Here is a 26,611-nt window from a genome sequence, read left to right on the forward strand (position 1 = left end):
CGGCCATGCACACTGATCTCAACCTGTTTTCCGTGGCTGTTCTGGCCCCCTTGGCCGGAGCAGTGGTGGCGGGGCTTGGCGGACGGCTGATGGGTGATGCCTTGGCCAAGGCCGTAACCATTGTGTGTATGGGGGTGGCAACGCTGTGCGGCGTTGGTGCCCTGTGTGGCGCATGGGGGCAGGGCTTTCCGCATTTGAGCCTGCCGCTGGCGGAGTGGGTGAACGCGGGTGGTTTCGAAGCGACATGGACCCTGCGGTTCGATACGCTGTCCGTAACCATGGTGGCCATGGTGCTTTCGGTTTCCCTGCTCGTGCATGTGTACAGCGTGGGATACATGAGCCACGAAACCATGCCTGCGTATCGTTTCTTTTCCTATCTGTCGCTTTTCACCTTCGCCATGCTCATGCTGGTTTCGTCCAATGATCTGGTGCAGTTGTTCTTCGGGTGGGAAGGCGTTGGTCTGGCGAGTTACCTGCTGATTGGCTACTGGTATGACCGCCCGGCAGCAACCGCCGCTGCCATCAAGGCTTTTGTGGTCAACCGCGTGGCGGATCTGTTCTTCATCGTCGGGATCGGGCTGATTTATGTCGTGTTCCACACGGTGCAGTACGATGCAGTGTTCGCGACCGTGCCGCAGGCATTGCCGGCTACCTATACGGTGTGTGGCGTGCAGGTGCGGGTGCTGGAGGTTATCTGCTTTCTGCTGTTTGTAGGGGCCATGGGCAAATCGGCCCAGCTGTTCCTGCACACATGGCTGCCGGATGCGATGGAAGGCCCTACGCCGGTCTCAGCCCTGATCCATGCAGCAACGATGGTGACAGCGGGTGTGTTCCTGATGGCCCGTATGTCTCCACTGTTGGAGTTTGCACCCGGCACACGCGGTTTTGTGGTGCTGATTGGCGCGAGCACCTGCTTTTTCGCGGCAACGGTGGGCATGGTGCAGCCTGATATCAAACGCACCATTGCCTATTCCACCTGCTCGCAGCTTGGTTACATGTTTGCCGCCATTGGGGTGGGGGCGTATCAGGCGGCTGTTTTCCACCTGACAACCCATGCTTTTTTCAAGGCGCTGCTGTTCCTTGCCGCAGGTTCGGTTATCCATGCCATGCATGATGAGCAGGATATGTTCCGCATGGGCGGGTTGTGGAAAAAACTGCCACTGACCTATGCCGTAGTGTGGATTGGCAGTCTGGCTCTGGCTGGCGTGTTTCCGTTCGCGGGATACTGGTCGAAGGATGCCATTCTCAACGCGCTATGGGTTTCGGGTGACTCATGGAGCCATTATGGTTGGGTGCTGGGCACGGTAACGGCCTTCCTGACGGCCTTCTATAGCTGGCGTCTGATCCTGCTGGTATTCCATGGCCATGCGGCGGATGCCCACGCGCTGGAAGCTGCGCATGAAAGCCCTGCCATTATGACCGTGCCGCTTGTCTGCCTGTCTGTTGGTGCTGTGTTTGCCGGGCTGCTGCTGGCCCCGTTCTATATCGGGTCGCATCAGGCCGCGTTCTGGAATGGTGCCATCTTTAACGCACCGGGCAATTTCATTATGGAGCGGCTTGAGCAGGCTCCGGGGCTGATCGCCCTGCTGCCCTCGCTGGCGGGCATTGCGGGCATTGCGCTGGCGTTTGTTTTCTACAAACTCGTGCCAACCCTGCCTGCACGGCTGGCACAGGCTCTGTGGCCGGTTTACCGCTTCCTGCTCAACAAATGGTATTTTGACGAGTTGTACGATTTCATTTTCGTGCGCCCCTACGCAGTTCTGGCGCGTGCGCTCTGGAAAGGTGGCGAGGAAGGCGTGGTTGAAGGCATGCCGCTCGATGCGGTGCGTGCCACGCGCGAAAGCGCCGTGCAGGCTGTCCGGTTGCAGACAGGCTCACTCGCTCTATACGCCTTCAGCATGCTTGGGGGGCTTGTGGTGCTGCTCACCGTGGCCCTGTGTGGATGAGTGCCATGTCTGGTTGTGACCTGATTTCTGTTCCCTGCTTTCCTCTGCGGAGTGCTGCGTGATGGGTGTGTCTTCCTTCAACTGGGCGATTGCCCTCCCGGAAATCGCGCTGGCGCTGGCGGGTGTTGTCATTCTGGCCGGGGTTGTTCTGCAACCCAAGGGGGAGGGGTTTCTGCCCGCCACGGTACTGAGTGGTGCCGCGCTGCTGGGCTGCATGGTGCTGGTGCTGGTATGCCCGCAGGGTCATGGCTACGCGGGCACGTTTGTTAATGACGGTTTTGCCCGTTTCATGAAAATTCTGGTTCTGGCGGGGGCTTTGGTCGCTGTAGTGCTGGGTGCCGGCTACCGCACGCGCGAACAGCGAACCCTGCCGTTTGAGGCCCCGGTGCTGATCCTGTTTTCCACGCTGGGGGCGATGATTATGGCGTCCTCCGCCAATCTCATGACGCTGTTTGTGGGGCTGGAGTTGTCATCGTTGTCCATTTACATTTTGTGCGCGCTGGAGCGGGACAATGTCCTGTCGTCAGAAGCCGGGCTGAAATATTTCATTCTGGGGTCTCTGGCTTCCGGTCTGCTGCTTTACGGTATTTCGCTGGTTTATGGTTTTGCTGGCACCATGGAATATACCGGGCTGATCGAAGCCGTGCGTTCCGCTGCCATACCGCCCATGGGGCTTGTTGTGGGCATTGTCTTTGTACTGGTTGGGCTGTGCTTCAAGCTGTCGGTGGTGCCGTTCCATATGTGGACGCCCGATGTCTATCAGGGTGCGCCCACGCCCGTGACGGCTTATATGGCGGGGGCTCCCAAATTTGCCGCTTTCGCGCTGTTCCTGCGCGTTATGGCCGGGCCGTTTGGGGCCGTGGCGCCGCGCTGGCAGATCCTGATTGAAACAGTCTCGATCCTGTCCATGGTGTATGGTGCGTTTGCAGCTATTCCACAGACCAACATCAAGCGGCTGATGGCTTATTCCTCCATCGGGCATATGGGGTATGCCCTTATGGGGCTGGCGGCGGCTTCCATGGCCGGGTTGCAGGCTACTCTGGTCTATCTGAGCGCGTATCTGATCATGAATGCCGGGACATTTGGCTGTATCGCGGCCATGCGCCGTAACGGGCGTGAGGTGAACGGCATTGCCGACCTCGCCGGGCTGGGCAAGACAGACCCCGGCATGGCGCTGGCGCTGGCCATTTTCATGTTCAGCATGGTGGGGGCTCCCCCTCTGGCCGGGTTCTTTGGCAAATTTCTGGTGTTTGCTGCCGCCTGGCAGGCTGGCCTGTATCCGCTGGTGGCAGTGGGAGCTGCGGCAAGCATTGTCGGTGCCTATTATTACCTGCGCATTGTCAAGGTGATGTATTTTGATGCACCGGATCAGGCGCTGGATCGGCCCGCGCCGGGTCTGTTGCTGGTGTCGGGCGGTATGGGGCTGGCCACGGTTCTGTTCATTGCCGTGCTGGGGCCGATTCTGTCCTTCGCACATCAGGCTGCGATTGCGCTGGTCGGATGAGTAACCCGGCATGGCCGTGGCGGCTTGAGTGCCACGAGGAACTGACATCGACCTCTGATTACTGCATGGAGCGGCTCAGGGCAGGCGAACCCAGTGGTCTGGCGGTTCTGGCCAGACGGCAGAGCAAGGGGCGTGGCAGCCGGGGGCGGCAATGGCTGGATTCCGGGCAAAGTCTTGCCCTGTCTGTTCTGCTTGATGCAGGCGTTACGCAGCAGGATGCGCTGGGGGGATGGCCTTTTGCCGCCTCCCTTGCGTTTTATGATGGCCTTGTTGACAGCGTGCCTGCGGCCCGTGTGCGGCTGAGCATAAAATGGCCGAACGATATTCTGCTCGACGGGCGCAAGCTCGGCGGCATTCTGATCGAGCGGGAAGGTGAGAGGCTGGTGATCGGTATGGGGGCAAACCTTCAGGCGGCTCCGGATCAGGCCCTGACCGGTCAGGGAACCGCCTGTCTTGCCCAGTGCGGCCCGGTGGGCGATGTCGAGGATGTCGCGCGCGCGGTGCTGGCGCGACTGGGCCAGTGGTGCGATATATGGCGTAGGGAAGGCTTTGAATCTCTGGGTCTTGCATGGCTTGAAAGGGCGCACCCGCCCGGAACGCCTCTTGTCGTCAGGGGCGCGAGTACTTATGAGGAAGGGCGCTTCGCCGGGCTGACGGCGGATGGACGCCTGTTGCTGGACACGGTTGCGGGCACAAAAGTGATCGCAACAGGTGATATCCTGCTTGCGGAAGGGAGAGGCTAGGGTTGCTGCTCGTCATTGATGCCGGGAACACCAATGTCGTGTTTGCTGTGCATGACGCGGAAAAATGGCGGGGCGTGTGGCGCATTACCATGCAGGCGCAGCGCACGTCTGACGAGTATGCCGTGTGGCTGCTGGCTTTGCTGCGCACACAGGGGTTGAGCCCTGCCGACGTCAAAGGGGCCGTGATCGGAACCGTCGTACCCGCCGCCCTTTATCATCTCAGAACATTGTGCCGCCAGTGGTTTGCGGTCGAGCCACTTCTGGCTTCCGCCCGTCTGGACTGGGGGTTCTCCATTCTGGTGGATAACCCGGACGAGGTCGGTGTTGACCGTCTCTTGAACGGTCTGGCCGCGCACCACAACTATGGTGGGCCATTGACCGTTATCGATTTTGGCACAGCTACGACATTTGACGTAGTAGACCGTGAAGGCAGCTATTGCGGTGGGGTGATCGCGCCGGGTATCAATCTATCGGTTGAGGCGCTGCATCAGGCGGCGGCCCGTTTGCCCCGCATTGGCATTGGGCGTCCGGTGGGAGATTCGGCCATCGGGCGCAATACGGTTTCGGCCATGCGGTCGGGTGTGTTCTGGGGGTATGTTGGTTTGATCGAGGGGATCGTCGAGAGGATCAGGCGGGAAGTGGGGCCCATGAAGGTGCTCGCGACCGGCGGTCTGGCTCCGCTCTTCTCGGAGGGAACGGCTATTTTCGACCATGTGGATTCAATGTTGACCCTGAACGGGCTGCGCTTGCTGGCGGGGCGCAATCCCCTGCCAAAACTGACTGTAGAACGAGATTTTCTGACTGAAGGATAAAACGACATTATGACAGGACAAAACGGCGATCTGGCCTTTCTGCCCCTGGGTGGAACGGGCGAGATCGGCATGAACCTGAACCTGTATCGTCTGGGCGATACATGGCTTGCCATTGACTGCGGCATTGGTTTCAGCGGGAACGACACCCCGGAAGCTGAAATTCTGGTGCCGGACCCGGCCTTTATCGTGGAACGGAAAAACAGCCTCGCGGGTCTGGTTATCACTCACGCGCATGAAGACCATATTGGCGCTGTGGCCCATATGTGGCCCATGCTTGAATGCCCGGTTTACGTCACGCCGTTCGCGGCGGCGGTGCTGCGCCGCAAGCTGGCGGAAGCACGGCTGAACGATGTGCCGATCAAGGTTGTCATGCCCGGCAGCCGTTTCAATGTCGGCCCGTTCGATATCGAATTCGTGCCTGTGACGCATTCGGTGCCCGAGGCACAGTCCATGGTGCTGCGCACACCTGCGGGTATCGTGGTGCATACGGGTGACTGGAAGTTCGATCCCGAGCCGCTGGTTGGCCCAGCGACAGACCTGAACCGGCTTGAGGAAATCGGCCGTGAAGGCGTGCTAGCACTTGTGTGCGACAGCACCAACGTCATGAAGCCCGGCCCCTCGCAGTCTGAATCCGAAGTGCGCCGTAGCATGACGGAACTGGTGGGAGAGCTTAAGGGCCGTATTGCGGTTACCTGCTTTGCCTCCAACGTGGCGCGTGTTGAAACCATTGCCATGGCAGCACAGGCAGCGGGCCGTACGGTGGTGCTGGTCGGGCGCTCCCTGCGCAACCTCGATACCGCCGCGCGTGAATGTGGCTATCTGTCGGGTGTTCTGCCGTTCCTGAGCGAGCAGGACGTGAACGACGTGCCCGATGACAAGCTGCTGATGATCATCACCGGCAGTCAGGGCGAGCCCCGCTCGGCGCTTTCCCGTATTTCGATCGACGAACACCCGAATATCTCGCTGGGTGAGGGCGATACGGTCATTTATTCCAGCCGTATGATTCCGGGCAACGAGCGCGCCATCATGGCCGTGCAGGATAATCTGGCGCGCCGGGGTGTTACGGTTATTACCGACCGTGAACGTTTTGTGCATGTGTCCGGCCATGCCACGGGTGGCGATGTGCGCAAGATGTATGACCTGCTGCGCCCGCAGCATGTTGTGCCGGTGCACGGCGAATGGCGTCACCTGACGGCGCAGGCTGCTCTGGCGCAGGAAGCCGGCATTACGCCGGTGCTGCTGGAGGATGGTGATATTCTGCAGCTTGCTCCGGGCCGGGTCGAGGTGGTGGATACAGCCCCCACGGGCCGTCTGGCGCTTGATGCGGGGCGTCTGCTGTCCATGAATGGTGGCGTGCTGGCGGCGCGGCGCAAGATGCTGTTCAACGGTATCGTTATCGGCAGCTTCGCGGTGGATGAGGAAGGCTTTGTTATTGGCGACCCCAAGGTGAGTGCACCGGGGCTGCTGGAGCCGGATGATCTGGAAAGCGTGCGCGTGCGCGAGGAATTCGCCAATGCGCTGGATATCATCCCCGATGAACTGCGTAATGAGGACAGCACGTTCCGCGATGCTGCCAAAACTGCGCTGCGTCGTGCTCTGGGCCGCAAGCTGCAAAAACGCCCGCTGGTGGATGTGCATCTGCTGCGCGTCTGAGGTGGTATGAAAAACATCATTCGCCCGAAGGAGGCCCATCGCGGGTTTCCTTCGGGCGTTTGCTGTTCTAGAGCAGAAAACAGGATCAATCATTCCGGGATGTTCCCACTCAGGGGAGCGTTCATCGTACAGGGCATAACCGACCATGCGTCTTTCGCGCAGCTTCATTCCCACGCTTAAGGAAAACCCTGCAGAGGCGCAGATCGTCTCGCACAGGCTCATGCTGCGCGCAGGGCTGATCCGCCAGACGGCGTCTGGTATCTATGCCTGGCTGCCTGCTGGCCTGCGTGTGCTGCGCAATATCAGCCAGATCGTGCGTGAGGAACAGAACCGCATTGATGCGCAGGAAGTGCTTATGCCCACCCTGCAATCTGCCGATCTGTGGCGGCGCTCGGGCCGTTACGATGCCTACGGCCCGGAAATGCTGCGTATTCAGGACCGTCACAAGCGCGAACTGCTGTACGGTCCGACCAATGAGGAAATGATTACGGACCTGTTTGGTCAGTCCGTTAAATCCTACAAGGAACTGCCGCAGGCACTGTATCACATCCAGTGGAAATTCCGCGACGAAGTGCGGCCCCGCTTTGGGGTCATGCGCGGGCGTGAGTTCCTGATGAAAGACGCCTATAGCTTCGATGTAGACTATGCTGGCGCTGTTGCGACCTATCGGCGCATGCTGCTGTCTTATCTGCGGACATTCCAGCGTCTGGGCGTGCAGGCCGTGCCCATGCGGGCCGATACCGGCCCCATTGGCGGTGAACTCAGCCATGAATTCCTGATTCTGGCCCCCACGGGTGAAAGCGGCGTGTTTTATGACGCCGCGCTGGAAGAGCAGGACTGGCTGGATGAACCGGTTGACGTAAACAGCCCGGCGGAGCTGGAAGCCTTTTTCAACCGTGTGACCACGCCGTATGCGGCAACGGATGAAATGCACGACACCGCCGCATGGGAGAATGTGCCGGTAGAGCGCCGCCGCGAAGGCCGTGGCGTGGAAGTCGGGCATATTTTCTACTTCGGCACGAAATATACCGAGGCGATGGATGTCAGCATTGCCGGGCCGGATGGCAACAAACTCCACCCGGAAATGGGGTCTTACGGCATTGGCGTTTCCCGTCTGGCGGGGGCCATTATCGAGGCCAGCCATGACGAGAACGGTATTATCTGGCCGGATTCCATTGCGCCATTCAAGGCGGCTATCCTGAATCTGAAATCGGGCGATGAACTGTGCGATGCGCTGTGCGAGCGGATTTACGCGGCTGCCCCCGATGCCTTCCTGTATGATGACAGGCCGGAGCGTGCAGGCGTGAAGTTTGCGGATGCCGACCTTATGGGCCACCCGTGGCAGATTGTCGTGGGGCCGCGTGGTGCCAAGGCCGGGCAGGTGGAACTCAAGCGCCGCGCCACGGGCGAGCGGCAGGAGCTGGCGATAGACGACGCGCTGGCTCTGGTTCTGGCTGGTTAAGCGGTATGTTTGGCCCCTTTGAGCGCGCGGTGGCGGGCCGTTACCTCCGTGCTCGGCGGGGCGAACGTTTTGTTTCGATCATCGCCATTTTCTCACTCATCGGCATTGCTCTTGGCGTTGCCACGCTGATTATCGTCATGGCGGTGATGAACGGCTTTCAGGCTGACCTGATGGGTCGCATACTGGGGCTCAATGGCGACCTGACCGTCTATGGTTCGGGTCGTACCATCAGCGCTTACGAAACCGCTGCGGAAAAAGTGCGCAAGGTGCCCGGTGTTGTGGGGGCTACCCCCATGATCGAAGGCCAGGTGCTGCTGAGCGTGGGTGGGTATAATACCGGTGCTGTCGTGCATGGTATGACCCCACAGGGCTTGCAGGGGCTTACGGCTGTCAGTTCCTCGCTGGTGGCGGGATCACTGAACGATTTCGGTGGTGACGATTCCATCGTGGTCGGGGTGACACTGGCCGAGCGCGCCGGGCTTATGGTGGGCTCGGGTGTAACCCTTGTTTCACCCGATGGCGCTGCAACGGCCTTTGGCACGGTGCCGCGTGTCAAAACCTACCATGTCGTGGCGATTTTTGATGCCGGGGTGAATGACTACAATTCCAGCGTGGTGTTTCTGCCCATGCAGGCGGCGCAGGTATATTTCCAGATGCCCGGGCAGGTCACGCAGATCATGGTCATGACGGATGACCCCGAGCATGTGCGGCCAGTCACGCTGGCAATCAGCCGGGCTCTGGCTGATCCGGGCCTGCGGGTCATGGACTGGACTAATGCCAATAACGCCCTCTTTGGCGCGGTTCAGGTGGAACAGAATGTCATGTTCCTGATCCTGACGCTGATCATTCTGGTGGCGGCCTTCAATGTCATTTCCTCGCTGATCATGATGGTCAAGGACAAGACTGCGGATATTGCCGTGCTTCGCACGCTAGGGGCGAGCCGCGGTGCCATCATGCGGATTTTTCTGATGTGCGGAGCCTTTGTCGGGGTGAGCGGCACCGTGGCGGGAACGCTGCTTGGTGTGGTGTTCTGCGTGAATATCGAGCGGATCAGGCAGGTATTGCAGAAACTGACAGGGACCAACCTGTTCAACCCCGAAGTGTATTACCTTGAACATCTGCCGGCCAAGCTGGTGTGGGGGCAGGTGGCGGAAGTGATCGTGATGGCGCTTGGCCTCTCGCTGCTGGCCACGCTGTACCCCTCATGGCGTGCCGCGAAAACCGACCCGGTGGAGGCCCTGCGCCATGAGTGAGACGACCGTGCTGTCGCTGCGTGGTGTGGAGAAAAACTACCGCAGTGGTGATAACGATGTGCTGCCCGTGCTGCGTGGAGCGGAGCTGACCCTGCATGCGGGGGAAATCGTGGCGCTGGTAGCGCCGTCCGGCACGGGTAAATCGACCCTCCTGCATCTGGCGGGTCTGCTGGATACACCGGATAATGGCGATATCGTCATTTGCGGCCAGTCCACCCGTGGCATGGCGGAGGCCGGGCGCACGGCGCTGCGGCGTGACCGGATTGGTTTTGTATACCAGTTCCATCACCTGCTCGGAGAATTCAGCGCGCGTGAGAACGTGATGCTACCCCAGATGATTGCGGGCAAGCCCAAGGGGCAGGCGCGGGCAGAGGCCGAACGCCTGCTGGGCATGTTTGGTCTCTCACACCGGGTGGGGCACCTGCCGGGCAAGCTGTCAGGGGGCGAGCAGCAGCGTGTGGCCATAGCCCGTGCGCTGGCCAATGAACCGGCTCTGCTGCTGGCGGATGAGCCGACCGGTAATCTGGACGTGCGCACGGCGGATGCCGTTTTTACGGAACTGCTGGATGCCGTGCGGCAGAAAGGGCTGGCTGCACTGGTTGCAACCCATAACGAAGAACTGCTGCCGCGCATGGACCGGGTGGTGACCCTGCGCGACGGCGTTCTGGTGCCGCGTTAGGCGTTTTTCAGCACCCGCTCTACAGCCTTGCGCACGCGCCAGGCTGTGGGTGGTGTCAGGCTGCTGAACCATGCTGCGGGTAGGCCGTGGCGATCCGTCAGATATTTATAAAAATTCCACCGCGGCCTAGCCAGAAAACCGAGGTCGCTGTCCAGCCACCGGAACAGCGCAATGGTGTCGGCCCCGCGTACCGTGCTGCGTGCTGCCATGGGAAAGGCAACGCCATAATTGCGCTGGCAAAAGCCGGAAATTTCTTCGGACGACCCCGGTTCCTGTCGGCCAAAGTCATTGCTGGGAATGCCAATAACAACCAGCCCGGCTTTATGGTACTGGGTCCACAGCGCTTGCAGGCCTTCATATTGGGGCGTGAAGCCGCAGAGCGATGCGGTATTGGCAAGAAGCACCGGGCGACCGCGATAAGCGCCCAGATCAATGGTTCCGCCTTCAAGAGAGGGCAGGGTGAAATCATACACACAAGTCAAGAGGCTGTCCTTTTGCTACATTTGTGGCAGGAGGAATATTCCATGTAGCCGAATAGCAGACAGGGTGCGAGGGATGATGATGCGTAATCAGAGGGTGGAAGCCTGCTGCCCTGTTACGGGTTCTTTTTTCAGGCTTCCACCATGCCTCTGCGCGGCAAGATCGTGTTCTGATTTTTGTTGTTCATTATATTGAACTTGATCCTGTATTCTGAATATGAAGAGACGGGCCTCTCCTGTCAACAAGGAAAATAAGAAAAGCATGTCTACTCCACAGGATACGGTTCCAGCCCTGCGCCGAGCCGTCCGCATTCTTGATCTTGTGCGTGCTGCCAGCAGGCCCCCTCTGGCGGCGGATATTGCCCGCCAGCTTGATTTACCGCGCAGTACAGCCCACGGATTGCTGGCCGTGATGGTGGAGCTTGAGCTGCTGGACAAGAACGCGGCGCAGGGATACCGGTTGGGTACACGTCTGCTTGATTGGGCAGGGGACGTAACCGAAAAGCGCGATCTGGTGGCTGAGTTCTACCATGCGCTCGAAACCCGCCCCGATCTGGATTCGTTCACCATCACGCTCACCATGCTCGAAGGGGCGGATGTCGTGTATCTGGCCTGCCGGAACAGCGCGATGGTTCTTGGGGCGTCGTTTCGGGTGGGTATGCGCCTGCCAGCCATTTTTACGGCGACAGGCAATGCCATGCTGGCTGGCATGGATGATGCATCGTTTGACGAATGGCTGGCCCAGCACCCGGTATCAGGCTGGCCCAAACCGCTGACCCCCAATGCCATACGCTCTATTGCAACGCTGGTGCGTGAAATGGGCGAAATCCGTGACCGTGGCTACGCGGTGGATGACGAGCAGATTCACGATGGGCTGTGGTGCTTCGGCTCAGCCGTAAAGGATCATTCCGGTCAGGCGGTGGCCGGGGTAGGGATCAGCCTGCCGCAGACGGAACTGGGCCGCTATGGCATGGAAAAACTGGGCGAATACGCGGTTGATCTCGCGCGCGCCGTATCTTTCAGGCTGGGTTATCGGGGAGAGTAAGTGCGCGGGCGCTGCATGGCGCAACGCACAGGGCCGGTAATGCGGGCGATTGAGCCCCCGCACCGTATGGGTGCAGGGATGCTCTGCGGCAGTGCTTCGCCAGAGGCGGGGGTTTATTCGACCGTAACCGATTTTGCGAGGTTTCGGGGCTGGTCGACATCCGTGCCTTTGAGAATCGCTACTTCGTAAGCGAGCATCTGCACGGGAATGACCTGCACAATCGGGGTTACGAAGTCATGTACATGGGGTAGCACCACCATCTGCTCAGCAATGGCTGAAACGCGCTCTGCCCCTTTGGTGTCGGTAAACACCAGCAGGCGGCCGCCGCGGGCCTTGGCTTCCTGCAGGTTCGAGAGCGTTTTGTCGAACAGGGGCGTGTAGGGCGCGCTCGCCACGATCGGCACGGAACTGTCGATCAGCGAAATGGGGCCGTGCTTCATCTCGCCAGCAGCGTAGGCCTCAGCATGGATGTAGGAAATTTCCTTGAGCTTGAGCGCTCCTTCCATCGCTACGGGAAAGAGGCTGCCACGGCCAAGGTAAAGCACGTCGCGCGCTTCAGCCACTACGCGCGCCATGGCGCGTACGGCGTCTTGCTGGGCGAGTGCGTCGGCTGCGCGGGTGGGCAGGTCCAGTAGGGCGGAAACCAGTTCTTCCTCACGCAGCGGGTCGAGTTGCCCACGGGCGCGGGCAATGGCAATGCTCAGGCAGGCCAGAACGGTGAGCTGTGCGGTGAATGCTTTGGTGGAGGCGACGGAAATTTCAGGACCCGCCACGGTGCCCAGCATGGCATCGCTTTCGCGCGCCATGGTGCTGTGTTCCACATTCAGTATGGACAGGATATGGACGGCACTCTGGCGCAGGGCGCGCAGGGCGGCCAGCGTGTCCGCGGTTTCTCCTGACTGGGAAATCAGCAGCCCGAGCGAGTGTTTGTCCAGCGGTGGGTTACGGTAGCGCAGTTCGCTGGCAACATCGATATCCACCGGCAGGCGAGCGATTTCCTCCAGCCAGTAGCGACCTACCATGCCCGCATAAAAAGCGGAGCCGCAGGCGGTAATGACGGCGCGCGGCACCTCCGCCAGGCTGAATGGCAGTTCAGGCAGTACGACCTTGCGGGTTGCAGGGTCAACCATACGCTGGAGGGTCTGCCCGATTACCAGCGGATGCTCGTGCAGTTCTTTTTCCATGTAATGGCGGTAACCGTCCTTGCCGATGGCCCCTGCCGTCAGGGTGGTGACCTGCTGGGCACGCTGCACGGGGGTGCCGTCAAAACGGATGAACTCAGCCCCGATAGGGGTCAGGATCGCGCAGTCACCGTTTTCCATATAGGTGATGCGCCGCGTCAGGGGGGCCAGCGCCAGCGAGTCCGAACCGAGGAACATTTCCTGCTCGCCATATCCGACAGCCAGCGGAGCATTATGGCATGCGCCGATCATCAGCCCGTCATGGCCAGCAAACACCATGGCGATGGCATATGCCCCTTCCAGTCGTTGCAGGGCGGCCAGAGCCGCCTCTTTGGGCAGCAAGCCACGCTGGAGGTGGTAGTCTACCAGTAGGGCGATGGTTTCGCTGTCGGTTTCGGTTTCGAACACCTGCCCGGCGGCTTCGAGTTCACGCCGAAGGGTTTCGAAGTTCTCGATAATGCCATTATGCACGATCGCCACGCGGGCAGTGCCGTGCGGGTGGGCGTTGCCTGTGGTGGGCGCGCCATGGGTGGCCCAGCGTGTGTGCCCGATGCCGGTTGTGCCAGCCAGCGGTTCGTGTTCGAGCAGGGTTGCTAGATTATCCAGCTTGCCTGCCGCCCGGCGGCGCTCGATCTGCCCATTGGACAGGGTGGCGATTCCTGCGGAATCATAGCCACGATATTCAAGGCGACGCAGCCCTTCGAATACGATCGGTGTCGCGTGGCGCAGCCCTGTGGCGCCGCAGATCCCACACATCAGCCGTTTTCCTTCCTTGCTCGTAGCATGTCCTTGTACCGCTTGCCCTGTTCGGGCTTGTTGGCCTGCCGTGCCCGGCCCAGTGCCAGCGCATCAGGCGGTACGTCTGCCGTAATGACGCTGCCAGCGCCGATCAGTGCATTGTCGCCGATGTTGAGCGGTGCAACCAGAACCGAGTCCGACCCCACGAACACATCATGCCCGATTAGCGTGCTGTGCTTGAAGGTGCCGTCGTAATTGCAGGTAATGGTGCCCGCGCCGATATTGGTACGGTTGCCAACGCGGGAATCGCCCAGATAGGAGAGGTGGTTGACCTTCACCCCTGTTCCCATAGTCGTGGCTTTGATTTCGACAAAATTGCCAACCCGTGAACCCGCGCCAATGCTGCTGCCGGGGCGAATGCGCGCATAGGGGCCGATAACCGTATCGGCGTGGATTTCGCAGCCTTCCAGATGGCTGAAAGAACGGATGGTAGCACCTTCATGCACGATAACGCCGGGGCCGAACACGACATGCGGCTCTATCAGCACATCGGAGGACAGGCAGGTATCAGCACATAGGAAAACGGTTTCAGGTGCGACCAGTGTCACGCCTTCGGCCATGGCGGTTTCACGCAGGCGGGTTTGCATGGCGGCTTCGGCCAGAGCAAGTTCCGCACGGGAGTTGACGCCACGAAGTTCATCCTCCGGGGCTTCGACCGCACGCACGCGCACCTGTTCGGCAACGGCGAGGCCCACGACATCCGTCAGGTAAAATTCCCCCTTGGTGTTGTCGTTGCGTACGGCCTTCAGCCAGCGACGAAAATCTGAAGCATCGGCACACAGCACGCCTGCATTGCACAAATCCACACTGCGCTCTTCAGGGGTTGCGTCCGCCCATTCCACAATGCGGCTTACCTCACCGTCATGGGCGAGTACGCGCCCGTAACGTGCGGGGTCCTGCGGGCGCATAGCCAGAAGCGCCAGTCCCACGCCGGGCTTGCGGCGCTCTTCGAGCAAGGTGGTGAGGGTGTGGGGTGAAATCAGCGGATTGTCGGCATAGAGCACTGCCACATCGCCATCGCCAAAGCAGGCTTCGGCCTGCAAGGCGGCATGGGCGGTGCCGAGGCGGTCATGCTGGACAATAACCGGGTAGGGGGCCACAAGCTCCGCCACATCCTCCATGCCGGGGCCGATTACGACAACCAGCCGGTCGAAAACGGCGGATGCACTGGCCAGAAGATGCGCAAGCATGGGCAGTCCCGCGATCTGCTGCATGGCTTTGGCGCGGGAGGATTTCATGCGTGTGCCAAGGCCGGCGGCCAGAAGCACGGCTGTGGCTGGGCGGGAGGGGGAAAAAGAGCTCATGAACCATGCGGTAAGACAAGCCTCAGCCTGTGTCAAACCTCTCGCGCCAGTGTTTATAGCATGCGAGGATAAGACGGTTTTTCAGGTTTTTGAAAGCAGAAGAGGCAGCACGCGATGACAGTACGCAGACTGGCGGTTTTTGACATGGATGGGACCTTGCTGGATTCCTTGCCGGACCTTGCGGAAAGCTGCCGCGAGCTTCTGGCTTTCTATGGTCTGCCTGCTCTGTCGGACACCATGATCAGAACCATGATAGGGCGTGGCGTGGCGGTGCTGGTTTCCAAAGCACTGGCGGCTGCCAGAAGTCTGGTGGGCGAGCGGGCACCAGTTGTGGATGAAGCCGAGGCCGCGGCCCGGTTCATGGCGTTGTATATGCCACGGCTGACCCGTCTTTCACGCCTGTTTCCGGGGGCGGAGGATGCCCTGCGGGCGTTGCGCAATGCGGGTTGGGAACTGGCGGTGTGCACCAACAAGCCTGAGGCGGCGGCGCGTGAAATTCTGCATGCGCTGGATGTGGCTGACCTGTTTGTGGCTGTTGGCGGCGGGGACAGTTTTGCAGTTAAAAAACCAGACTCCGCCCATCTGTTAGGCACGATTGCCATGGCGCATGGGCAGGCGGATCGTAGCGTTATGGTGGGGGATATGCCGCCAGACTGGCTTGCGGCGGAGGGGGCAGGCTGCCCGTTTGTGTACGCGGCATGGGGGTATGGCCAGCAAACACCAGAAGGCGGGCAATGGCAGGCAGGGTCTATGGCGGAAGTTCCCGCCCTGCTGGAAACCATACTGCCGGTATGAGGTGGTGATGCGGCGATACGTATCGCCGCATTCCGTCAGATATGTATGGGGGGCAGGGCGGCTGCGAGTTGCTCGGCCACCACGACGTCGTCTGGCTTATCCACATCCACAGCGGCGCGTCCATCTGACAGGGGAACCAGTTCAGCCTGAGCCCCGGTTAGTTTTGCAATGCGCCGGTACAGCGCAGCACGCGTCAGGCGGCCAGTCAGGGCGCGAAGCAGGACAAGCGGTCCAAGGGCGAGCGCGACGCGAAGCGGGTTTTTGCGGTTCTGTTCCACACGCTGCCACAGATCAGCCACTCTGGCCGAAACTGCGCTTTTGAACAGGAACATGTTGCACCCGGAAAAGGTCATGTCCGCCAGTCGGATATAAGTGCGGCGGGTGTTTGGCACGGCGCGCTGCACGGCGTCCTGCGTGGCGACACAGGCCGCCATGTCGCTTTGCGGCTGAATGGCGGAGAGAAATTCCTCCACCCATGCGGCCTGTAGTAGGGCGTTATCGGCCGTAGTAACCAGTAGTGGTGTGCCAAAGCGCGCAAGCCCAGCCAGCACGCTGGCGCTGGGGCCACCCGGCTGTGCGGGAAGTAGCAGGATATCGGGTGGTAGTTTGTCAGCCAGCACATGCGGAGAGTCCACACAGACGGCTATACGCGAGATAGCGGGCACGTCCCGTAGGGCTGCGATTACCCTCAGTACCATTGGCACTCCGCCAATGGGCAGAAGTGCCTTGTGCGAAACACCGGCCATTTGTGCCAGCGGGTCAGGCCGTCCGGGCCGCGTACCCGCCAGCACAAGAGCGGTGACGGGGGCGCTGGCCATGGATGCGCTCATTACGCGCGCTTGCTCTCGGGGCGGGCGCCATCGGGCCGGTCACGCGGGGGGGCACCCGTAAGGTGCATGACCCACGGATAAAGGGCGGCCTGTTTCAGGTCGTAACCAAGATTGAACACGGTCGGGCTGCGGGGGCGGGCCTTGGCATCAAGGTAGTAGGAGCCGAACATGCGGTCGACCACAAAGCTGGTGATGCCGAAATTGCCGTCTTCATCATGGAAGTGATGCAGAACGTGGCGGGCTTTCATACGCTGGATCCAGGCTGAACGGGGTTTGTAGTTCAGGTGCTGGATGCAGTGAAAGAATTCGTAAATACAAGTGATCGTAATGCCCGTGCCAACAGCCGTTGCAGAGGCCCCGATTCCGCCAATCAGGTAACCGATTGGTGCGGTAATGAGGATGATCGTGGGCAGGGTGGTGACCGGCGCGCCAAAGAGCACATCAAGCAGGTGGGGGTCCTGATGGTGGTCGAAATGGATGCGCTTCCACAGGCTGGCGGTCCAGCGGTTCTTGTAAAGCAGGTGGCCGTGCAGCACGTAGCGGTGCAGCAGGTACCATGCCAGCGGATAAACGGCCACGACCGCCAGAATGGCGATCAGCGTCGGGGCCCAGCCCGCAAAGTATCGCGCGGCGGTGCCGAAACTTACGATAATGAGAGCGAAATACAGCAGAATCGTGGGGTAAGTCAGATAGGCTACCCAGAGCTGCCGCAGGTTCATCTTGCCAAGATCGAAGCTGCGCCCCGTCTTGAGTGATGGGTTATTGAGTGTCTCGCTCATAGTGTTTCGTTCCTCAGGAGCGCGCTCAGCGCGCCCAGCGTGAAGATGATCAGTCCCGGCAGTACGGCCATGAGTGGAGGCAGGAGCCCCGCATTGCCCATGGCGCGAAACAGTCCCTGTGTGACGATGAACAGAAGGCCGCTGCCCAGACACCATACAGGCAACCAGCTTCGACTGCCTGTCCGTGGAGGGATATAGAGTACCGGCATGGCAATCAACAATAGCACAAGAAGTGAAATGGGGCGCATCAGCCGTTCCAGCAACCCCGCCTTGAGGTAAGCGGGGGTGTCGTTCGAGGGAACATGGCCTAACAGGCGCTCGATCATGAGTCGCGTGGAAATGGGTGGCCGGTCGGCGGCCAGCCGGATGATCTCTGCCGGAGGCTGGTTCATGGCCCAAGGTACGTTGCCCTGAGTGGGCTGCGCTTGTGCGACGAGGTTGTGGACGGAAAGCCCGCTGACATCATGCAGAATCCAGCCTCCCGCAGGGGTATGGCTGGCCTGAGCCGCATGAAGAGTGCCGGTAAGCCTGCCTTCCATATCACGGGTGTAGATGTCCACTTCTCCCAGACGTGAGCCACCATCGGCCGCATAGCCGACATGAACGATCCGGCTGGTGTCGCGGAACCAGAAAGCGTGGCCGTTTTCAGGGGTGGGGTCCGTGCGGTTCCACCATATGGCCAGAGCCAGCTCCGAACGGGGGGCGATCTGGTCATCAATCATGACCCCCATGAAACCCAGTACGAGCGTGATGGGGGCCAGTCTCAGGTAAAAACCCAGTGTAGAAAGCCCCGCCGCGCGTAAAATGGCGGTTTCGCTTGCAAGGGTCATCTGCGTGAGCATGACCAGCGCGCCGATCAACACGGCAAAGGGCAGCGTGTTGGACAGCAGGAAGGGAAGGCGCAGGCCAACATAAAGCATCAACCCCTGCACACCCAGATGGCGCTGCAGGATTGGGGTTGTCTGCTCAAGCAGGGCCAGAACTTCGAGCAACCCTACCAGCACGGAGCAGCAGATCATGACCCGCACGAACAGCGTGACGGAGAGATACCGGAGCAGGATATATCGGGGCGCGCGGGGTGTGCGAGACATGGCGGACGAGAAACGGCTGGCCATCAGGCGTTGCCCGTTGGGGTTTGTCTGGTGTGCAGGCGGTTTTCCAGCTTGGCGCGCAGCAGAGAAAACACGCCTGAGCGATAGAGTAGGGGCACGACACAGAGTGCCATGAAAACAAAGGCCGCCAGCCAGATGGAGAGAACGGAGGCGCTGCCGGTCGCGGCCATGCTGTGCGCCATCTGCATCAGGTGATCAAACCCGACCATGATGATGAATGCAGCGGGCAGCCCAATGACATCGCGTTGTCGTTTGCGGGTAATGGCAAGCGCTGTCGCCAGAAGGGGAATGAACGGCACTGTCAGGCAGCGCGCCAGCCGGAAATGCAGTTCGGAAAGCAGGTGCAGGCGTGAAATGGTTGTCGTGTCGTTGGTGACAAGTCTTGCGACAAGCTCTGGTGATGTGAGCTCCCGCTCATCCTCACCGCGTTGGCGGAATGGCACAACCTGCGCCGCATGGGCGAGGTAACGGGTCGAATGATCGAAAAGGGCCACGGTTGGTGGGTCGTCGGCGCTTGTCGTCAGGATCATGCCGTCTTCCAGCTCGATTTCGACCGCGTTGCCGTCATCCGCAATGCGGATATGCCCACGTCGCGCTGTGATGTCATGTTCCTCGCCGTCTTTAATGTCGCGGATGAAGACATGATAAAGTTCTGACCCGCTCTGCGTTACCTTGTCGGCTGTGAATGTCATGGCGGGCGAGGGTGAGGCGAATAGGCGTGACTGCATGCGCGGTGTCCAGCCCGCATGGCTGGCGAAGTAAAAAGCCGAGCGGAAGTCATAGCGCGCATGGGGCTGGATAAAGCCGTAGAGCAGGAAAGACAGCGCGCCCAGAAAAGCACCAAGCTGAAGGTAAGGGCGGATCATACGCAGCAGGGAACGCCCGCTGCTGTTGACCACGTCTATTTCCTCGTTCTGGCTCATACGGCGGATAATGGAAAAAACCGACACGCACAGGGCGGCGGGTAGAGCCTGCCCAAGGTAATGGGGCAGCAGGGTCGCCAGCAGACCAATGAAGGTAACCAGATGGCTGTTGCCCGTGGTCAGCAGGTTGAACAGCACCAGCAGGCGCTCAAGCAACAGGGCAGACATGACAACCGATAGAGCGACCAGAAAAGGCGGCATCAACTGTGCCAGCAGGTAGCGATCCAGCGTGCCGGGGCGCAGCCAGAGAATAACGCGCTGCATGAGCGGAAATCTGGGGGGGGAAGGTGTCATGCGTTTGGTAAAGGCATAGGGCGGCTCAGTGTATAATGCTGCGGCGTGCTGGCGCACATGGTCTCTGTGGGGGTGAGAAAGCGCCTTTGCACCGTTATTTTCCAGCCCGTTGGCACCTGCTCAATACCAATATGGTTCCACCCTGCGGCACTTTCATCATGCCCAGGCGCATGCGAGGCGGAAGATGAGCTGATCACTGGGATATCCGTTCCGGCAATATGGGTGGCCGTGGCGCGGTGCGAATGACCATGCAGGACAAGCTCCGCTCCTTCACGGCGTAGAACCTCTTCAAGAGCTTCAAGGTCTTCAAGCCGTTTACGCCACACAACCAGATTGCGTGCCGGAGGGTGGTGCAGCAGCACAACGCGGCACAGGCCTTTTGAGCGGGCATCTCGCAGGCAGGCGGCCAGTTGATCGAGCTGGGCTCTGCCGATAGCCCCGGTTGCGTGAAACGGCAGGGAAGGGCGCGCGGTATTGACGCCAATCAGCATGACATTTGCGGCCCTCAGGCATGATAGCCGCGGATACTGGGCTATAGGGTGCAGCCATGGTGCCCACAGGGCGCATTTTTTTGCATGTTTCTCGCGCACGAGGGTTTCGTGGTTGCCCGGCACGATCAGGGTGGGGGGAAGATTCTGCTCATCCAGCCATTGCCGTGCATGCTGGAATTCCACCAAAGCTCCCAGATTGGTCAGATCGCCCGTTATCGCCAGCAGATTCGGGTGGGTGGAGAGCGCATCGCTCATGACACGGTTCAACCAGCAGATCTGATGTATGTGCTGTCTACGGGTCAGCCATGACAACAGACCCAATATACGTTTGAGCCGTATTTCCCGAATCTGCAGCCTGCCAGTTATGGGAAGATGCAGGTCTGACAGATGGGCGATCCAGACGCAGGCCAAAACAGTCACGTCTCCCGTAAATGGTTGTCGCAAGAGGGTGCGACATGTGACAATTGTATGATGTAGCAGTATATCACCGAGGTAGGGTTGGGGCAAAAAGCCCTGACAGACAAGGTCAGTACAACAAGAGAGTTCGGGTGCAGAATTGTTTCGCCCTCATTTATAACCCGCAGAGCCGCAGAAATATCGAAGCGGACCCGCAATATCTGGAACAGGCCCGCGCCTTGACGCATGGGCGTGTCTACGCGCCACAGTCCCTTGATGAGCTGAGACTGCTTATTGAACGCATGGCGGCCAACCCGGTTACCTGTCTGGTGATCGATGGGGGGGATGGCACGGTCGGCACGGTATTGAGCGCTCTCTATGCCTCGTCCTGGCCACGGGCATCGTGGCCGGTGATTGCGGTTCTGGCGTCGGGCAATACCAACCTGATCGCGGCAGATGTCGGGTTTGGGCAACGTGGGGTTGAGGCCCTGCATGCCCTGCGCGACAGGGTGCAGGCGGGCCTTACCTCTACGGCGCTGACATGGCGCAGGCCGCTGGTGGTGACACGGGCAGGCCATGAAGGGCGTGATGTTCTTGGCTTTTTCGGCGGAATAGGCGCTTTTGCCCGTGGGGTCGATATTGCGCACCATCCGGGTATTCTGAGAAATATCGCACATGATATGGCGGTTGTGCTGACGCTGATGCTGTCTCTGAGCAAGCTGTTTTCGCCGCGGCAGAGAAAACGTTGGCTTGATGGCGTGCCGTGCGGACTTGTCCGTGATGGCACGCCGGATTCATTCGAACGCCATTTTGTTCTGTTGTGCACCGGCTTGCAGCGCCTACCCCACGGCGCATGGCCTTTCTGGACGGAGCCGAGCACATCCGATGAGGGCATGGCCTATCTGGATGTGGCCGCAAGGCCCAGAAGGCTGCTGATGGCGATATGGCATCTGCTGCGCGGGCGCGCACCGTCATGGATGCGTCGCTCTCCGCAATATCGGAGCGGTATGGCGGAAAGCCTGCATCTTAAAATGAAGCACGCCTTTGTGCTGGATGGCGAGATACTCGAACCGGGGACGGATGGCTGCCTGACCATTACCGCCGGGCCACAAATCAGCTTTTTGTGCCAATGAGCCGTAGGGCAGTCAGGCATCCCGTTCAGGCCTGTCAGGCACGGACAACCCTCGGCACATTGCTGGCCCATGAACTCGCCACCCCTGTAGAGGATCTTGTGCGGCATTTTGTCGTTCAGATGCTGGGGGATACCCAACCGTTAGGCGTGCTGTTTTACGGGTCCGGTCTGCGGGGTGGGGTGGGTGAAGACACCCTGCTGGATTTTTATATTATTGTAGAACGTCAGGCAGACTGGCCCCGCTCCTTTCTTGCACGGCAATGCAATGCCATTCTGCCGCCGAACGTCGAATATCACGAGCAGAGCGTAAACGGTCAGGGAATGCGGGCCAAAGTCGCTATTCTGACACTGGCGCAGTTCAGGAAGCTGACGGGCTTTGCAACATATGACACCACTCTGTGGGCGCGGTTTTCCCAGCCTTCACGTCTGGTCTGGTCAAGGGATACGAAGGCGGCGGGGCGTATTGGTGCCTGCATCATGCAGGCGCACGTAACGGCTGCGCGCTGGGCTGCCCTTCTGGGGCCGGAGCAGGGAACACCTGCTGCGTTCTGGGAGGGGCTATACGCCAATACCTATGCTGCTGAACTCAGGGTGGAAAAAAATGGCCGCTCGGGCAGTATTGTTGAGGCATGGCCTCACCGGTATGAAGCGCTGCTTCAGCCCTGCTGGGCTCTGGCTGGCATAGAGGTTACGAAAACGGGCGAGGAACTACGCCCTGTCCTGCCGGACCATGAAAGAGAAGCCGGGAAACGGGCATGGGCTGCGCGGGTTACGCTGGGGCGTCCGCTTAATATCCTGCGTCTTTGCAAAGCCGCGTTTACGTTTGCCGGAGGGGCACGATACGCCGCATGGAAAATCCGCAGGCATAGCGGGATCAGCATCGAGGTTTCCCCTTTTGCTGAAAAACACCCATTGCTGGCCGCGCCCCCTGTGTTGTTCAGGCTCTGGCGACGCGGCCTTTTCCGGCGGTGCTGATCAGGCCGCGGCGGATAGCGGAACGCTACAATCCTCAGCGGCCTGCCTGAATATTTCAAGCGCCTGATCAATCTGGGCAGCCGTATGCGTGGCCATAACCGAGCAGCGCAGAAGCGGACGCGAATCAGGCGTTGCAGGGGGCAGGCTGAGATTGACGTATACACCAAGCTCCAGCAGCCGGTTCCACATGGGAATGGCCTGTTCCACCGTTTCCAGCGTTACGGCAATAACCGGGCTGACCCGCTGGCTTGCATTCAGGCCAAGCCTCACAAAGCCCGCATGCAGACGCGCGGCGTTATCCATCAACTGGGTCCGCAGTTCAGGGTGTTCCTGCATTTCTTCCAGTGCCGCGGCCGTTGCAGCAATGACTTCCGGCGGCAGTGATGCGGTAAACATGTAGGGGCGGCAGTTCAGGCGCACCAGTTCCAGTTCAGGGTGGTCGGATACACAGTAGCCACCAACAGTGCCAAGGCTTTTGGAGAAGGTGCCAACAATGAAGTCAACATCAGCTTCCACGCCGTCCGCTTCGGCGCTGCCCCGGCCATGTTCGCCCAGCACGCCGAAGGAGTGCGCTTCGTCCACCAGAAGGTAGGCCCCGGTTTCTTTCTTGACCGCAGCAAATTCCGCAACAGGGGCTACATTCCCGGTCATGGAGTAAATACCTTCAACCACCACTAGTTTGGCGGCGTCAGGCGCATCCAGCCGTTTGATACGCTTGTACAGATCATCAGGGTCGTTATGGCGGAACCGGATGACCTGTGCGGCACTCAGGCGGCTGCCATCGTAAATGCTGGCATGGCTGTCAGCATCCAGAAGCAGATAGTCGTCTTTACCGGCCAGGGCGGAAATCATGCCCAGATTTGCCTGATAGCCGGTAGAAAAGACCATGGCGTCACGACGGCGGAAAAAATCGGCAATTTTGCGTTCAAGCTGGCGGTGCAGCGACTGCGTGCCATTGGCAATGCGCGAACCGGTGGTGCCAACACCAAAGACTTCTGCCGCAGCTTGGGCTGCCTTGATGGCGCGCTCGGACTGGCTCAGGCCCAGATAGTTATTGGTTCCGAAAAGAAGGGTTTCCCGGCCTTCAATAACCCCTACGGTCGATGAAAGAGGCTTTTCAATCACCACAGCAAAGGGGTTGCGGCCACCGGCTGCCACCACCGCGCCGAGTGAGCCGGCAAGGCCTTCATATTTGGAAAACAGCGATGCCATTCAGGCTTACCCCTTGCTCTTCAGATCAACGACGCAGGCAGCCAGATCGTTGATCGTACGGATATCCGCCAGCTTGTCGAGCGGAACGGAGACATCCAAGCTATCTTCCACTTCCATGACAAAGTTCATGACGGCAAGGGAATCAAACGCAAGATCTTCCATGATCTTGCAGTCGCCATTGATGTCACGAGGCACTTTCGGGTTGGAAAGCAGCTTCTGGATGATCAGCGCGGAAACGCCTTCAACGGTCTCGCTCATGTCAGATCCTTTGTCCTTTTCAGGCAATCAGTACAACCGGGATTGCGCCCGCTGTGCCGCCTTATGCGAGAAAAAAGCGGGCTTGGCCAGTGCCAGCCCGCAAACATGCCATTGCCGCTCCTGCATAAGGCCGGAGCGGCAATGGGGTCAGGCCATTTCGGGCTGAGGTTCAAACGCACCATTCAGATACATGGTGCGGGCCTTGGCACGGGTCAGCTTGCCAGACGATGTCTGGGGCAGGGTGCGTGGCGGTACCAGAACCACCGATACATCGACGCCATGCAGGCGCCGGAACAGGCTGGAGGCTTCGCTACGCAGGCCTTCGCGTGTATCGGGGTCGGAGGCGCGGCACTGAATCAGGGCCACGATTTCTTCATGGTCGCCCTTTTCGAGCGAAAACACCGCGACATCACGGCTACGCAGAGCCGAAAGATGCGTCTCGGCCGACCATTCCAGATCCTGCGGCCAGATATTACGACCGTTGATGATGATCAGATCCTTGGCGCGGCCAGTCACCACAATCTGCCCGTTGAGCATGTATCCAAGGTCGCCGGTGTTCAGCCAGCTATCGCGGTCCACAACCTTGCGGGTTTCCTCTTCCATACGGAAGTAACCACTCATCAGGCTTGGGCCACGCACATAGATGGTGCCAACTTCCCGGTCCGCCAGCACGCGTCCGTTGGGGCCGCGCACTTCCATCTGATGGCCAGGCAGAACCTGACCACAGACAACAAACGTACGGGCCGGGGTGTCGCTATCGACTGGCGGGCGAGCCACACCGTCGTTTTCAAGCCGGGGCAGGTCAACCGTGTCGGTCTTGATACCCGAACCCAGCGGCACAAAGCTGATAGCCAGTGTTGCTTCCGCCATGCCGTAACTGGCTACAAAGGCTTCAGCCCGGAAACCGGCGGTGGCAAAGCGGTCAGCAAATTCTTGCAGGATATGGGGGCGGATCATGTCACCGCCAATCCCGGCCACCCGCCAGCAGGAGAGGTCAAGATCTTCAGCCGCGGGGCGACGGGCGCACAGCTCATACCCGAAAGAGGGGCTGTAAGCGATAGTGCCCCGGTTGCGGCTGATCAGGTCAAGCCACACATGCGGACGCCGGGCGAATTCACGCGTGGGCAGCAGGTCGACCGTCAACTGGCACGTCATGGGCGTCAGGAAGAAGCCGACAAGGCCCATATCATGATACAGCGGCAACCATGATACGCAGCGATCGCCGGTTTCATGAACACGCAGGCCATCATGCGCAATCGCGGCCACATTGGCCATGCCGGACTGCTGGGTGACGCATACCCCCATGGGAAAGCGCGTACTGCCCGAAGAAAACTGCAGGTAAGACAGAGCCTCCGGCTTGATTTCAGGCAGGGGCATATCCGGCACAATGCGTTCCATCAGTTCCGCAGGGGAACCAGCAAACACAAGACCAAGGCCACTGACGATCTCGTCCGTCCAGCCCTCAATGATATTGGGAATAATGACCGCGCTGGCCTGAGCGCTACGGATCATGCCGCGCAGCGTGCTCAGATACGCTTCTTTCCCACCAAAGGCGACAGGCAGGGGCAGAGGGGCGGTTACAAGCCCTGCATACTGGCAACCAAAGAAAATGCGGGCGAAATCACCATCGCTTTCCGCCACAATGGCCACCCGGTCTCCCGGTTGCAGGCCCATGCCAAGAAGGCGCAGGCCGGTTTCAATCGCCTGCTGGCGTAGCGTGCTGTAGGGCAGGGCTTCCAGAAGCTCACCCTTACCGGAATAGATGTTAAATCCGGCAGTGCCTTGTGCGGCATAGTCCAGTGCAGCAGGGAAAGTCGCGAAGTCTCCGTAACGGCGCGGCTGTCCAGACGCTGTAGGCACTGGTTTGAGCGCCACGTTCGACGTGTGCATGGAAACAGGATTCATCGTGTTCATCAGCAGGCCATTCGAAGATAATCAGTAAGCGCGCTGGTAAGCCAACGCGGTATTAGCCCACCTTCGCATCAGGCGTGGGCGTGAGGCGTATATAGTCTTTTTGAAGATTTATGAAAGTGTCATACCGCCATAAGGGGGCTGCACGACGCTTGGGTGTGTGTCGAGAGGGAGGATTGGGGGAGGGAGCATATAAAGAGGGGAAGCAGGGGAACCTCTGTGTGCGCTATGCGTCCATTTACCAGAACTTCGTTTAGAAACCGGCTCTTCCGATATAAGAGGCGTGTGCCAGGGCGTGGCTTATATAGGGTCAAATCGGCTGTTTATCGGCCTCATTGACTTGAAACGTAGCGAAATAATTGTTGTTACCCGTCATGCGGGCGAGGTCGCCCTTCTTATGGGGCAATCAATCGTTTCCAATGAAGCGCCGAATCTTAACAGGCTGCATCCTCTGGCTGGCTATGACTGTCATAGGGTGTTCGGGCTATCATCTTCTAACCGCATTATAATGTAAGGATATCCCGGGAGAGGCCCCTTCGTTCTAGCCGGAATGAGGGTGGTGTAAAAAAAATGAAAAAAATGCGTGTGTTGGTGTTGACGGTATAGTGCTGGTGGGTATAGAAGCTGGCTCACGGGACGAGATG

Annotated in this window: 23 protein-coding genes; 12 read left to right on the forward strand and 11 right to left on the reverse strand. The window is 59.7% G+C overall.

Translation table 11 applies throughout. The features are described 5' to 3' along the window. The first annotated feature begins 5 nt into the window (after nt 1–5). From nuoL to ABF757_RS05530, 8 genes are all read left to right on the forward strand, one after another. Nucleotides 6–1,946, forward strand: a complete 1,941-nt coding sequence (gene nuoL, locus ABF757_RS05495; RefSeq protein WP_415481266.1) for an NADH-quinone oxidoreductase subunit L — start codon at nt 6–8, stop codon at nt 1,944–1,946. A 61-nt stretch (nt 1,947–2,007) separates the two neighbouring features. Further along, on the forward strand, nt 2,008–3,450 hold the full coding sequence (gene nuoN, locus ABF757_RS05500; protein ID WP_415481267.1) for an NADH-quinone oxidoreductase subunit NuoN: 1,443 nt from the start codon (nt 2,008–2,010) through the stop codon (nt 3,448–3,450). Next, nucleotides 3,447–4,193, forward strand: coding sequence for a biotin--[acetyl-CoA-carboxylase] ligase (locus ABF757_RS05505; protein ID WP_415481268.1), 747 nt, complete (start codon nt 3,447–3,449; stop codon nt 4,191–4,193). Before nuoN ends, ABF757_RS05505 begins: the two co-directional genes overlap by 4 nt. 2 nt (nt 4,194–4,195) lie before the next feature. Continuing rightward, nucleotides 4,196–5,005, forward strand: coding sequence for a type III pantothenate kinase (locus ABF757_RS05510; RefSeq protein WP_415481269.1), 810 nt, complete (start codon nt 4,196–4,198; stop codon nt 5,003–5,005). A 9-nt stretch (nt 5,006–5,014) separates the two neighbouring features. Further along, nucleotides 5,015–6,658 (forward strand): ribonuclease J, encoded by a 1,644-nt coding sequence (locus ABF757_RS05515; protein WP_415481271.1) that lies wholly within the window; start codon nt 5,015–5,017, stop codon nt 6,656–6,658. Nucleotides 6,659–6,803: 145 nt separating this feature from the next. Beyond that, on the forward strand, nt 6,804–8,120 hold the full coding sequence (gene proS, locus ABF757_RS05520) for a proline--tRNA ligase (RefSeq protein ID WP_415481272.1): 1,317 nt from the start codon (nt 6,804–6,806) through the stop codon (nt 8,118–8,120). Between the two features lie 5 nt (nt 8,121–8,125). After that, the gene (locus ABF757_RS05525; protein ID WP_415481273.1) at nt 8,126–9,373 is read left to right on the forward strand and encodes a lipoprotein-releasing ABC transporter permease subunit; all 1,248 of its coding nucleotides are present in this window, start codon (nt 8,126–8,128) and stop codon (nt 9,371–9,373) included. After that, nucleotides 9,366–10,052, forward strand: coding sequence for an ABC transporter ATP-binding protein (locus tag ABF757_RS05530; protein WP_415481274.1), 687 nt, complete (start codon nt 9,366–9,368; stop codon nt 10,050–10,052). Before ABF757_RS05525 ends, ABF757_RS05530 begins: the two co-directional genes overlap by 8 nt. Here ABF757_RS05530 and ABF757_RS05535 read toward each other — a convergent pair. Next, nucleotides 10,049–10,534, reverse strand: a complete 486-nt coding sequence (locus ABF757_RS05535; protein ID WP_415481275.1) for a glutathione peroxidase — start codon at nt 10,532–10,534, stop codon at nt 10,049–10,051. The genes ABF757_RS05530 and ABF757_RS05535 overlap by 4 nt on opposite strands. Nucleotides 10,535–10,793: 259 nt before the next feature. Here ABF757_RS05535 and ABF757_RS05540 point away from each other — a divergent pair, with 259 nt between their 5' ends. Further along, nucleotides 10,794–11,576 (forward strand): IclR family transcriptional regulator, encoded by a 783-nt coding sequence (locus tag ABF757_RS05540; RefSeq protein ID WP_025860072.1) that lies wholly within the window; start codon nt 10,794–10,796, stop codon nt 11,574–11,576. 113 nt (nt 11,577–11,689) lie between these two features. Here ABF757_RS05540 and glmS read toward each other — a convergent pair whose 3' ends face one another. Together glmS and glmU are read right to left on the reverse strand one after the other, a co-directional pair. Then, the gene (glmS, locus tag ABF757_RS05545) at nt 11,690–13,513 is read right to left on the reverse strand and encodes a glutamine--fructose-6-phosphate transaminase (isomerizing) (protein WP_415481277.1); all 1,824 of its coding nucleotides are present in this window, start codon (nt 13,511–13,513) and stop codon (nt 11,690–11,692) included. Next, nucleotides 13,513–14,859 carry a bifunctional UDP-N-acetylglucosamine diphosphorylase/glucosamine-1-phosphate N-acetyltransferase GlmU gene (gene glmU, locus ABF757_RS05550; protein ID WP_415481278.1) on the reverse strand — a complete coding sequence of 449 codons (1,347 nt, stop codon included), beginning with the start codon at nt 14,857–14,859 and terminating at the stop codon, nt 13,513–13,515. Before glmU ends, glmS begins: the two co-directional genes overlap by 1 nt. A 114-nt stretch (nt 14,860–14,973) precedes the next feature. On the opposite strand from glmU, the gene ABF757_RS05555 reads away from it, so the two are divergent. Then, nucleotides 14,974–15,654 carry an HAD hydrolase-like protein gene (locus ABF757_RS05555; protein ID WP_415481279.1) on the forward strand — a complete coding sequence of 227 codons (681 nt, stop codon included), beginning with the start codon at nt 14,974–14,976 and terminating at the stop codon, nt 15,652–15,654. A gap of 35 nt (nt 15,655–15,689) precedes the next feature. Here ABF757_RS05555 and ABF757_RS05560 read toward each other — a convergent pair whose 3' ends face one another. Genes ABF757_RS05560 through ABF757_RS05580 form a run of 5 tightly spaced genes read right to left on the reverse strand, consistent with a single transcriptional unit; the run spans nt 15,690 to nt 20,503 of the window. Then, nucleotides 15,690–16,484 carry a nucleotidyltransferase family protein gene (locus ABF757_RS05560; protein ID WP_415481280.1) on the reverse strand — a complete coding sequence of 265 codons (795 nt, stop codon included), beginning with the start codon at nt 16,482–16,484 and terminating at the stop codon, nt 15,690–15,692. After that, nucleotides 16,484–17,263 carry a sterol desaturase family protein gene (locus ABF757_RS05565; protein WP_025860075.1) on the reverse strand — a complete coding sequence of 260 codons (780 nt, stop codon included), beginning with the start codon at nt 17,261–17,263 and terminating at the stop codon, nt 16,484–16,486. The genes ABF757_RS05560 and ABF757_RS05565 overlap by 1 nt, the downstream gene beginning before the upstream one ends. Then, on the reverse strand, nt 17,260–18,378 hold the full coding sequence (locus ABF757_RS05570) for an LptF/LptG family permease (protein WP_415481281.1): 1,119 nt from the start codon (nt 18,376–18,378) through the stop codon (nt 17,260–17,262). Before ABF757_RS05570 ends, ABF757_RS05565 begins: the two co-directional genes overlap by 4 nt. Beyond that, nucleotides 18,378–19,562, reverse strand: coding sequence for an LptF/LptG family permease (locus ABF757_RS05575; protein ID WP_415481282.1), 1,185 nt, complete (start codon nt 19,560–19,562; stop codon nt 18,378–18,380). Before ABF757_RS05575 ends, ABF757_RS05570 begins: the two co-directional genes overlap by 1 nt. Before the next feature lie 26 nt (nt 19,563–19,588). Further along, complete coding sequence (locus ABF757_RS05580; RefSeq protein WP_415481283.1) at nt 19,589–20,503, reverse strand: metallophosphoesterase family protein; 915 nt, start codon at nt 20,501–20,503, stop codon at nt 19,589–19,591. 128 nt (nt 20,504–20,631) lie between these two features. Between ABF757_RS05580 and ABF757_RS05585 the strand changes: the two genes are divergently transcribed. Together ABF757_RS05585 and ABF757_RS05590 are read left to right on the forward strand one after the other, a co-directional pair. Continuing rightward, nucleotides 20,632–21,612 (forward strand): diacylglycerol/lipid kinase family protein, encoded by a 981-nt coding sequence (locus tag ABF757_RS05585; protein ID WP_025860076.1) that lies wholly within the window; start codon nt 20,632–20,634, stop codon nt 21,610–21,612. Next, entirely contained in the window at nt 21,609–22,586 is a 978-nt protein-coding gene (locus tag ABF757_RS05590; protein WP_415481284.1) for a hypothetical protein, read from the forward strand. The genes ABF757_RS05585 and ABF757_RS05590 overlap by 4 nt, the downstream gene beginning before the upstream one ends. Here the strand turns inward: ABF757_RS05590 and spt are convergent, their stop codons facing one another. The 3 genes from spt to ABF757_RS05605 all read right to left on the reverse strand — a co-directional run bounded on the left by spt (nt 22,587) and on the right by ABF757_RS05605 (nt 25,970). Further along, the gene (gene spt / locus ABF757_RS05595; protein ID WP_415481286.1) at nt 22,587–23,798 is read right to left on the reverse strand and encodes a serine palmitoyltransferase; all 1,212 of its coding nucleotides are present in this window, start codon (nt 23,796–23,798) and stop codon (nt 22,587–22,589) included. Nucleotides 23,799–23,804: 6 nt separating this feature from the next. Continuing rightward, nucleotides 23,805–24,056, reverse strand: coding sequence for an acyl carrier protein (locus ABF757_RS05600; RefSeq protein ID WP_025860077.1), 252 nt, complete (start codon nt 24,054–24,056; stop codon nt 23,805–23,807). A 147-nt stretch (nt 24,057–24,203) separates the two neighbouring features. Continuing rightward, complete coding sequence (locus ABF757_RS05605) at nt 24,204–25,970, reverse strand: fatty acyl-AMP ligase (RefSeq protein WP_415481287.1); 1,767 nt, start codon at nt 25,968–25,970, stop codon at nt 24,204–24,206. Nucleotides 25,971–26,611 lie beyond the last annotated feature (641 nt).

Source organism: Acetobacter papayae, from assembly GCF_047721125.1.
Taxonomy (GTDB): Bacteria; Pseudomonadota; Alphaproteobacteria; order Acetobacterales; family Acetobacteraceae; genus Acetobacter; species Acetobacter papayae.

Coding starts and splice junctions, on each gene's coding strand:
- nuoL (WP_415481266.1), top strand. CDS start 6: ATGCACACTGATCTCAACCTGTTTTCCGTGGCTGTTCTGGCCCCCTTG.
- nuoN (WP_415481267.1), top strand. CDS start 2,008: ATGGGTGTGTCTTCCTTCAACTGGGCGATTGCCCTCCCGGAAATCGCG.
- ABF757_RS05505 (WP_415481268.1), top strand. CDS start 3,447: ATGAGTAACCCGGCATGGCCGTGGCGGCTTGAGTGCCACGAGGAACTG.
- ABF757_RS05515 (WP_415481271.1), top strand. CDS start 5,015: ATGACAGGACAAAACGGCGATCTGGCCTTTCTGCCCCTGGGTGGAACG.
- proS (WP_415481272.1), top strand. CDS start 6,804: ATGCGTCTTTCGCGCAGCTTCATTCCCACGCTTAAGGAAAACCCTGCA.
- ABF757_RS05525 (WP_415481273.1), top strand. CDS start 8,126: ATGTTTGGCCCCTTTGAGCGCGCGGTGGCGGGCCGTTACCTCCGTGCT.
- ABF757_RS05530 (WP_415481274.1), top strand. CDS start 9,366: ATGAGTGAGACGACCGTGCTGTCGCTGCGTGGTGTGGAGAAAAACTAC.
- ABF757_RS05540 (WP_025860072.1), top strand. CDS start 10,794: ATGTCTACTCCACAGGATACGGTTCCAGCCCTGCGCCGAGCCGTCCGC.
- glmS (WP_415481277.1), bottom strand. CDS start 13,513: ATGTGTGGGATCTGCGGCGCCACAGGGCTGCGCCACGCGACACCGATC.
- glmU (WP_415481278.1), bottom strand. CDS start 14,859: ATGAGCTCTTTTTCCCCCTCCCGCCCAGCCACAGCCGTGCTTCTGGCC.
- ABF757_RS05555 (WP_415481279.1), top strand. CDS start 14,974: ATGACAGTACGCAGACTGGCGGTTTTTGACATGGATGGGACCTTGCTG.
- ABF757_RS05560 (WP_415481280.1), bottom strand. CDS start 16,484: ATGAGCGCATCCATGGCCAGCGCCCCCGTCACCGCTCTTGTGCTGGCG.
- ABF757_RS05565 (WP_025860075.1), bottom strand. CDS start 17,263: ATGAGCGAGACACTCAATAACCCATCACTCAAGACGGGGCGCAGCTTC.
- ABF757_RS05570 (WP_415481281.1), bottom strand. CDS start 18,378: ATGGCCAGCCGTTTCTCGTCCGCCATGTCTCGCACACCCCGCGCGCCC.
- ABF757_RS05575 (WP_415481282.1), bottom strand. CDS start 19,562: ATGCAGCGCGTTATTCTCTGGCTGCGCCCCGGCACGCTGGATCGCTAC.
- ABF757_RS05590 (WP_415481284.1), top strand. CDS start 21,609: ATGAGCCGTAGGGCAGTCAGGCATCCCGTTCAGGCCTGTCAGGCACGG.
- spt (WP_415481286.1), bottom strand. CDS start 23,798: ATGGCATCGCTGTTTTCCAAATATGAAGGCCTTGCCGGCTCACTCGGC.
- ABF757_RS05600 (WP_025860077.1), bottom strand. CDS start 24,056: ATGAGCGAGACCGTTGAAGGCGTTTCCGCGCTGATCATCCAGAAGCTG.
- ABF757_RS05605 (WP_415481287.1), bottom strand. CDS start 25,970: ATGAACACGATGAATCCTGTTTCCATGCACACGTCGAACGTGGCGCTC.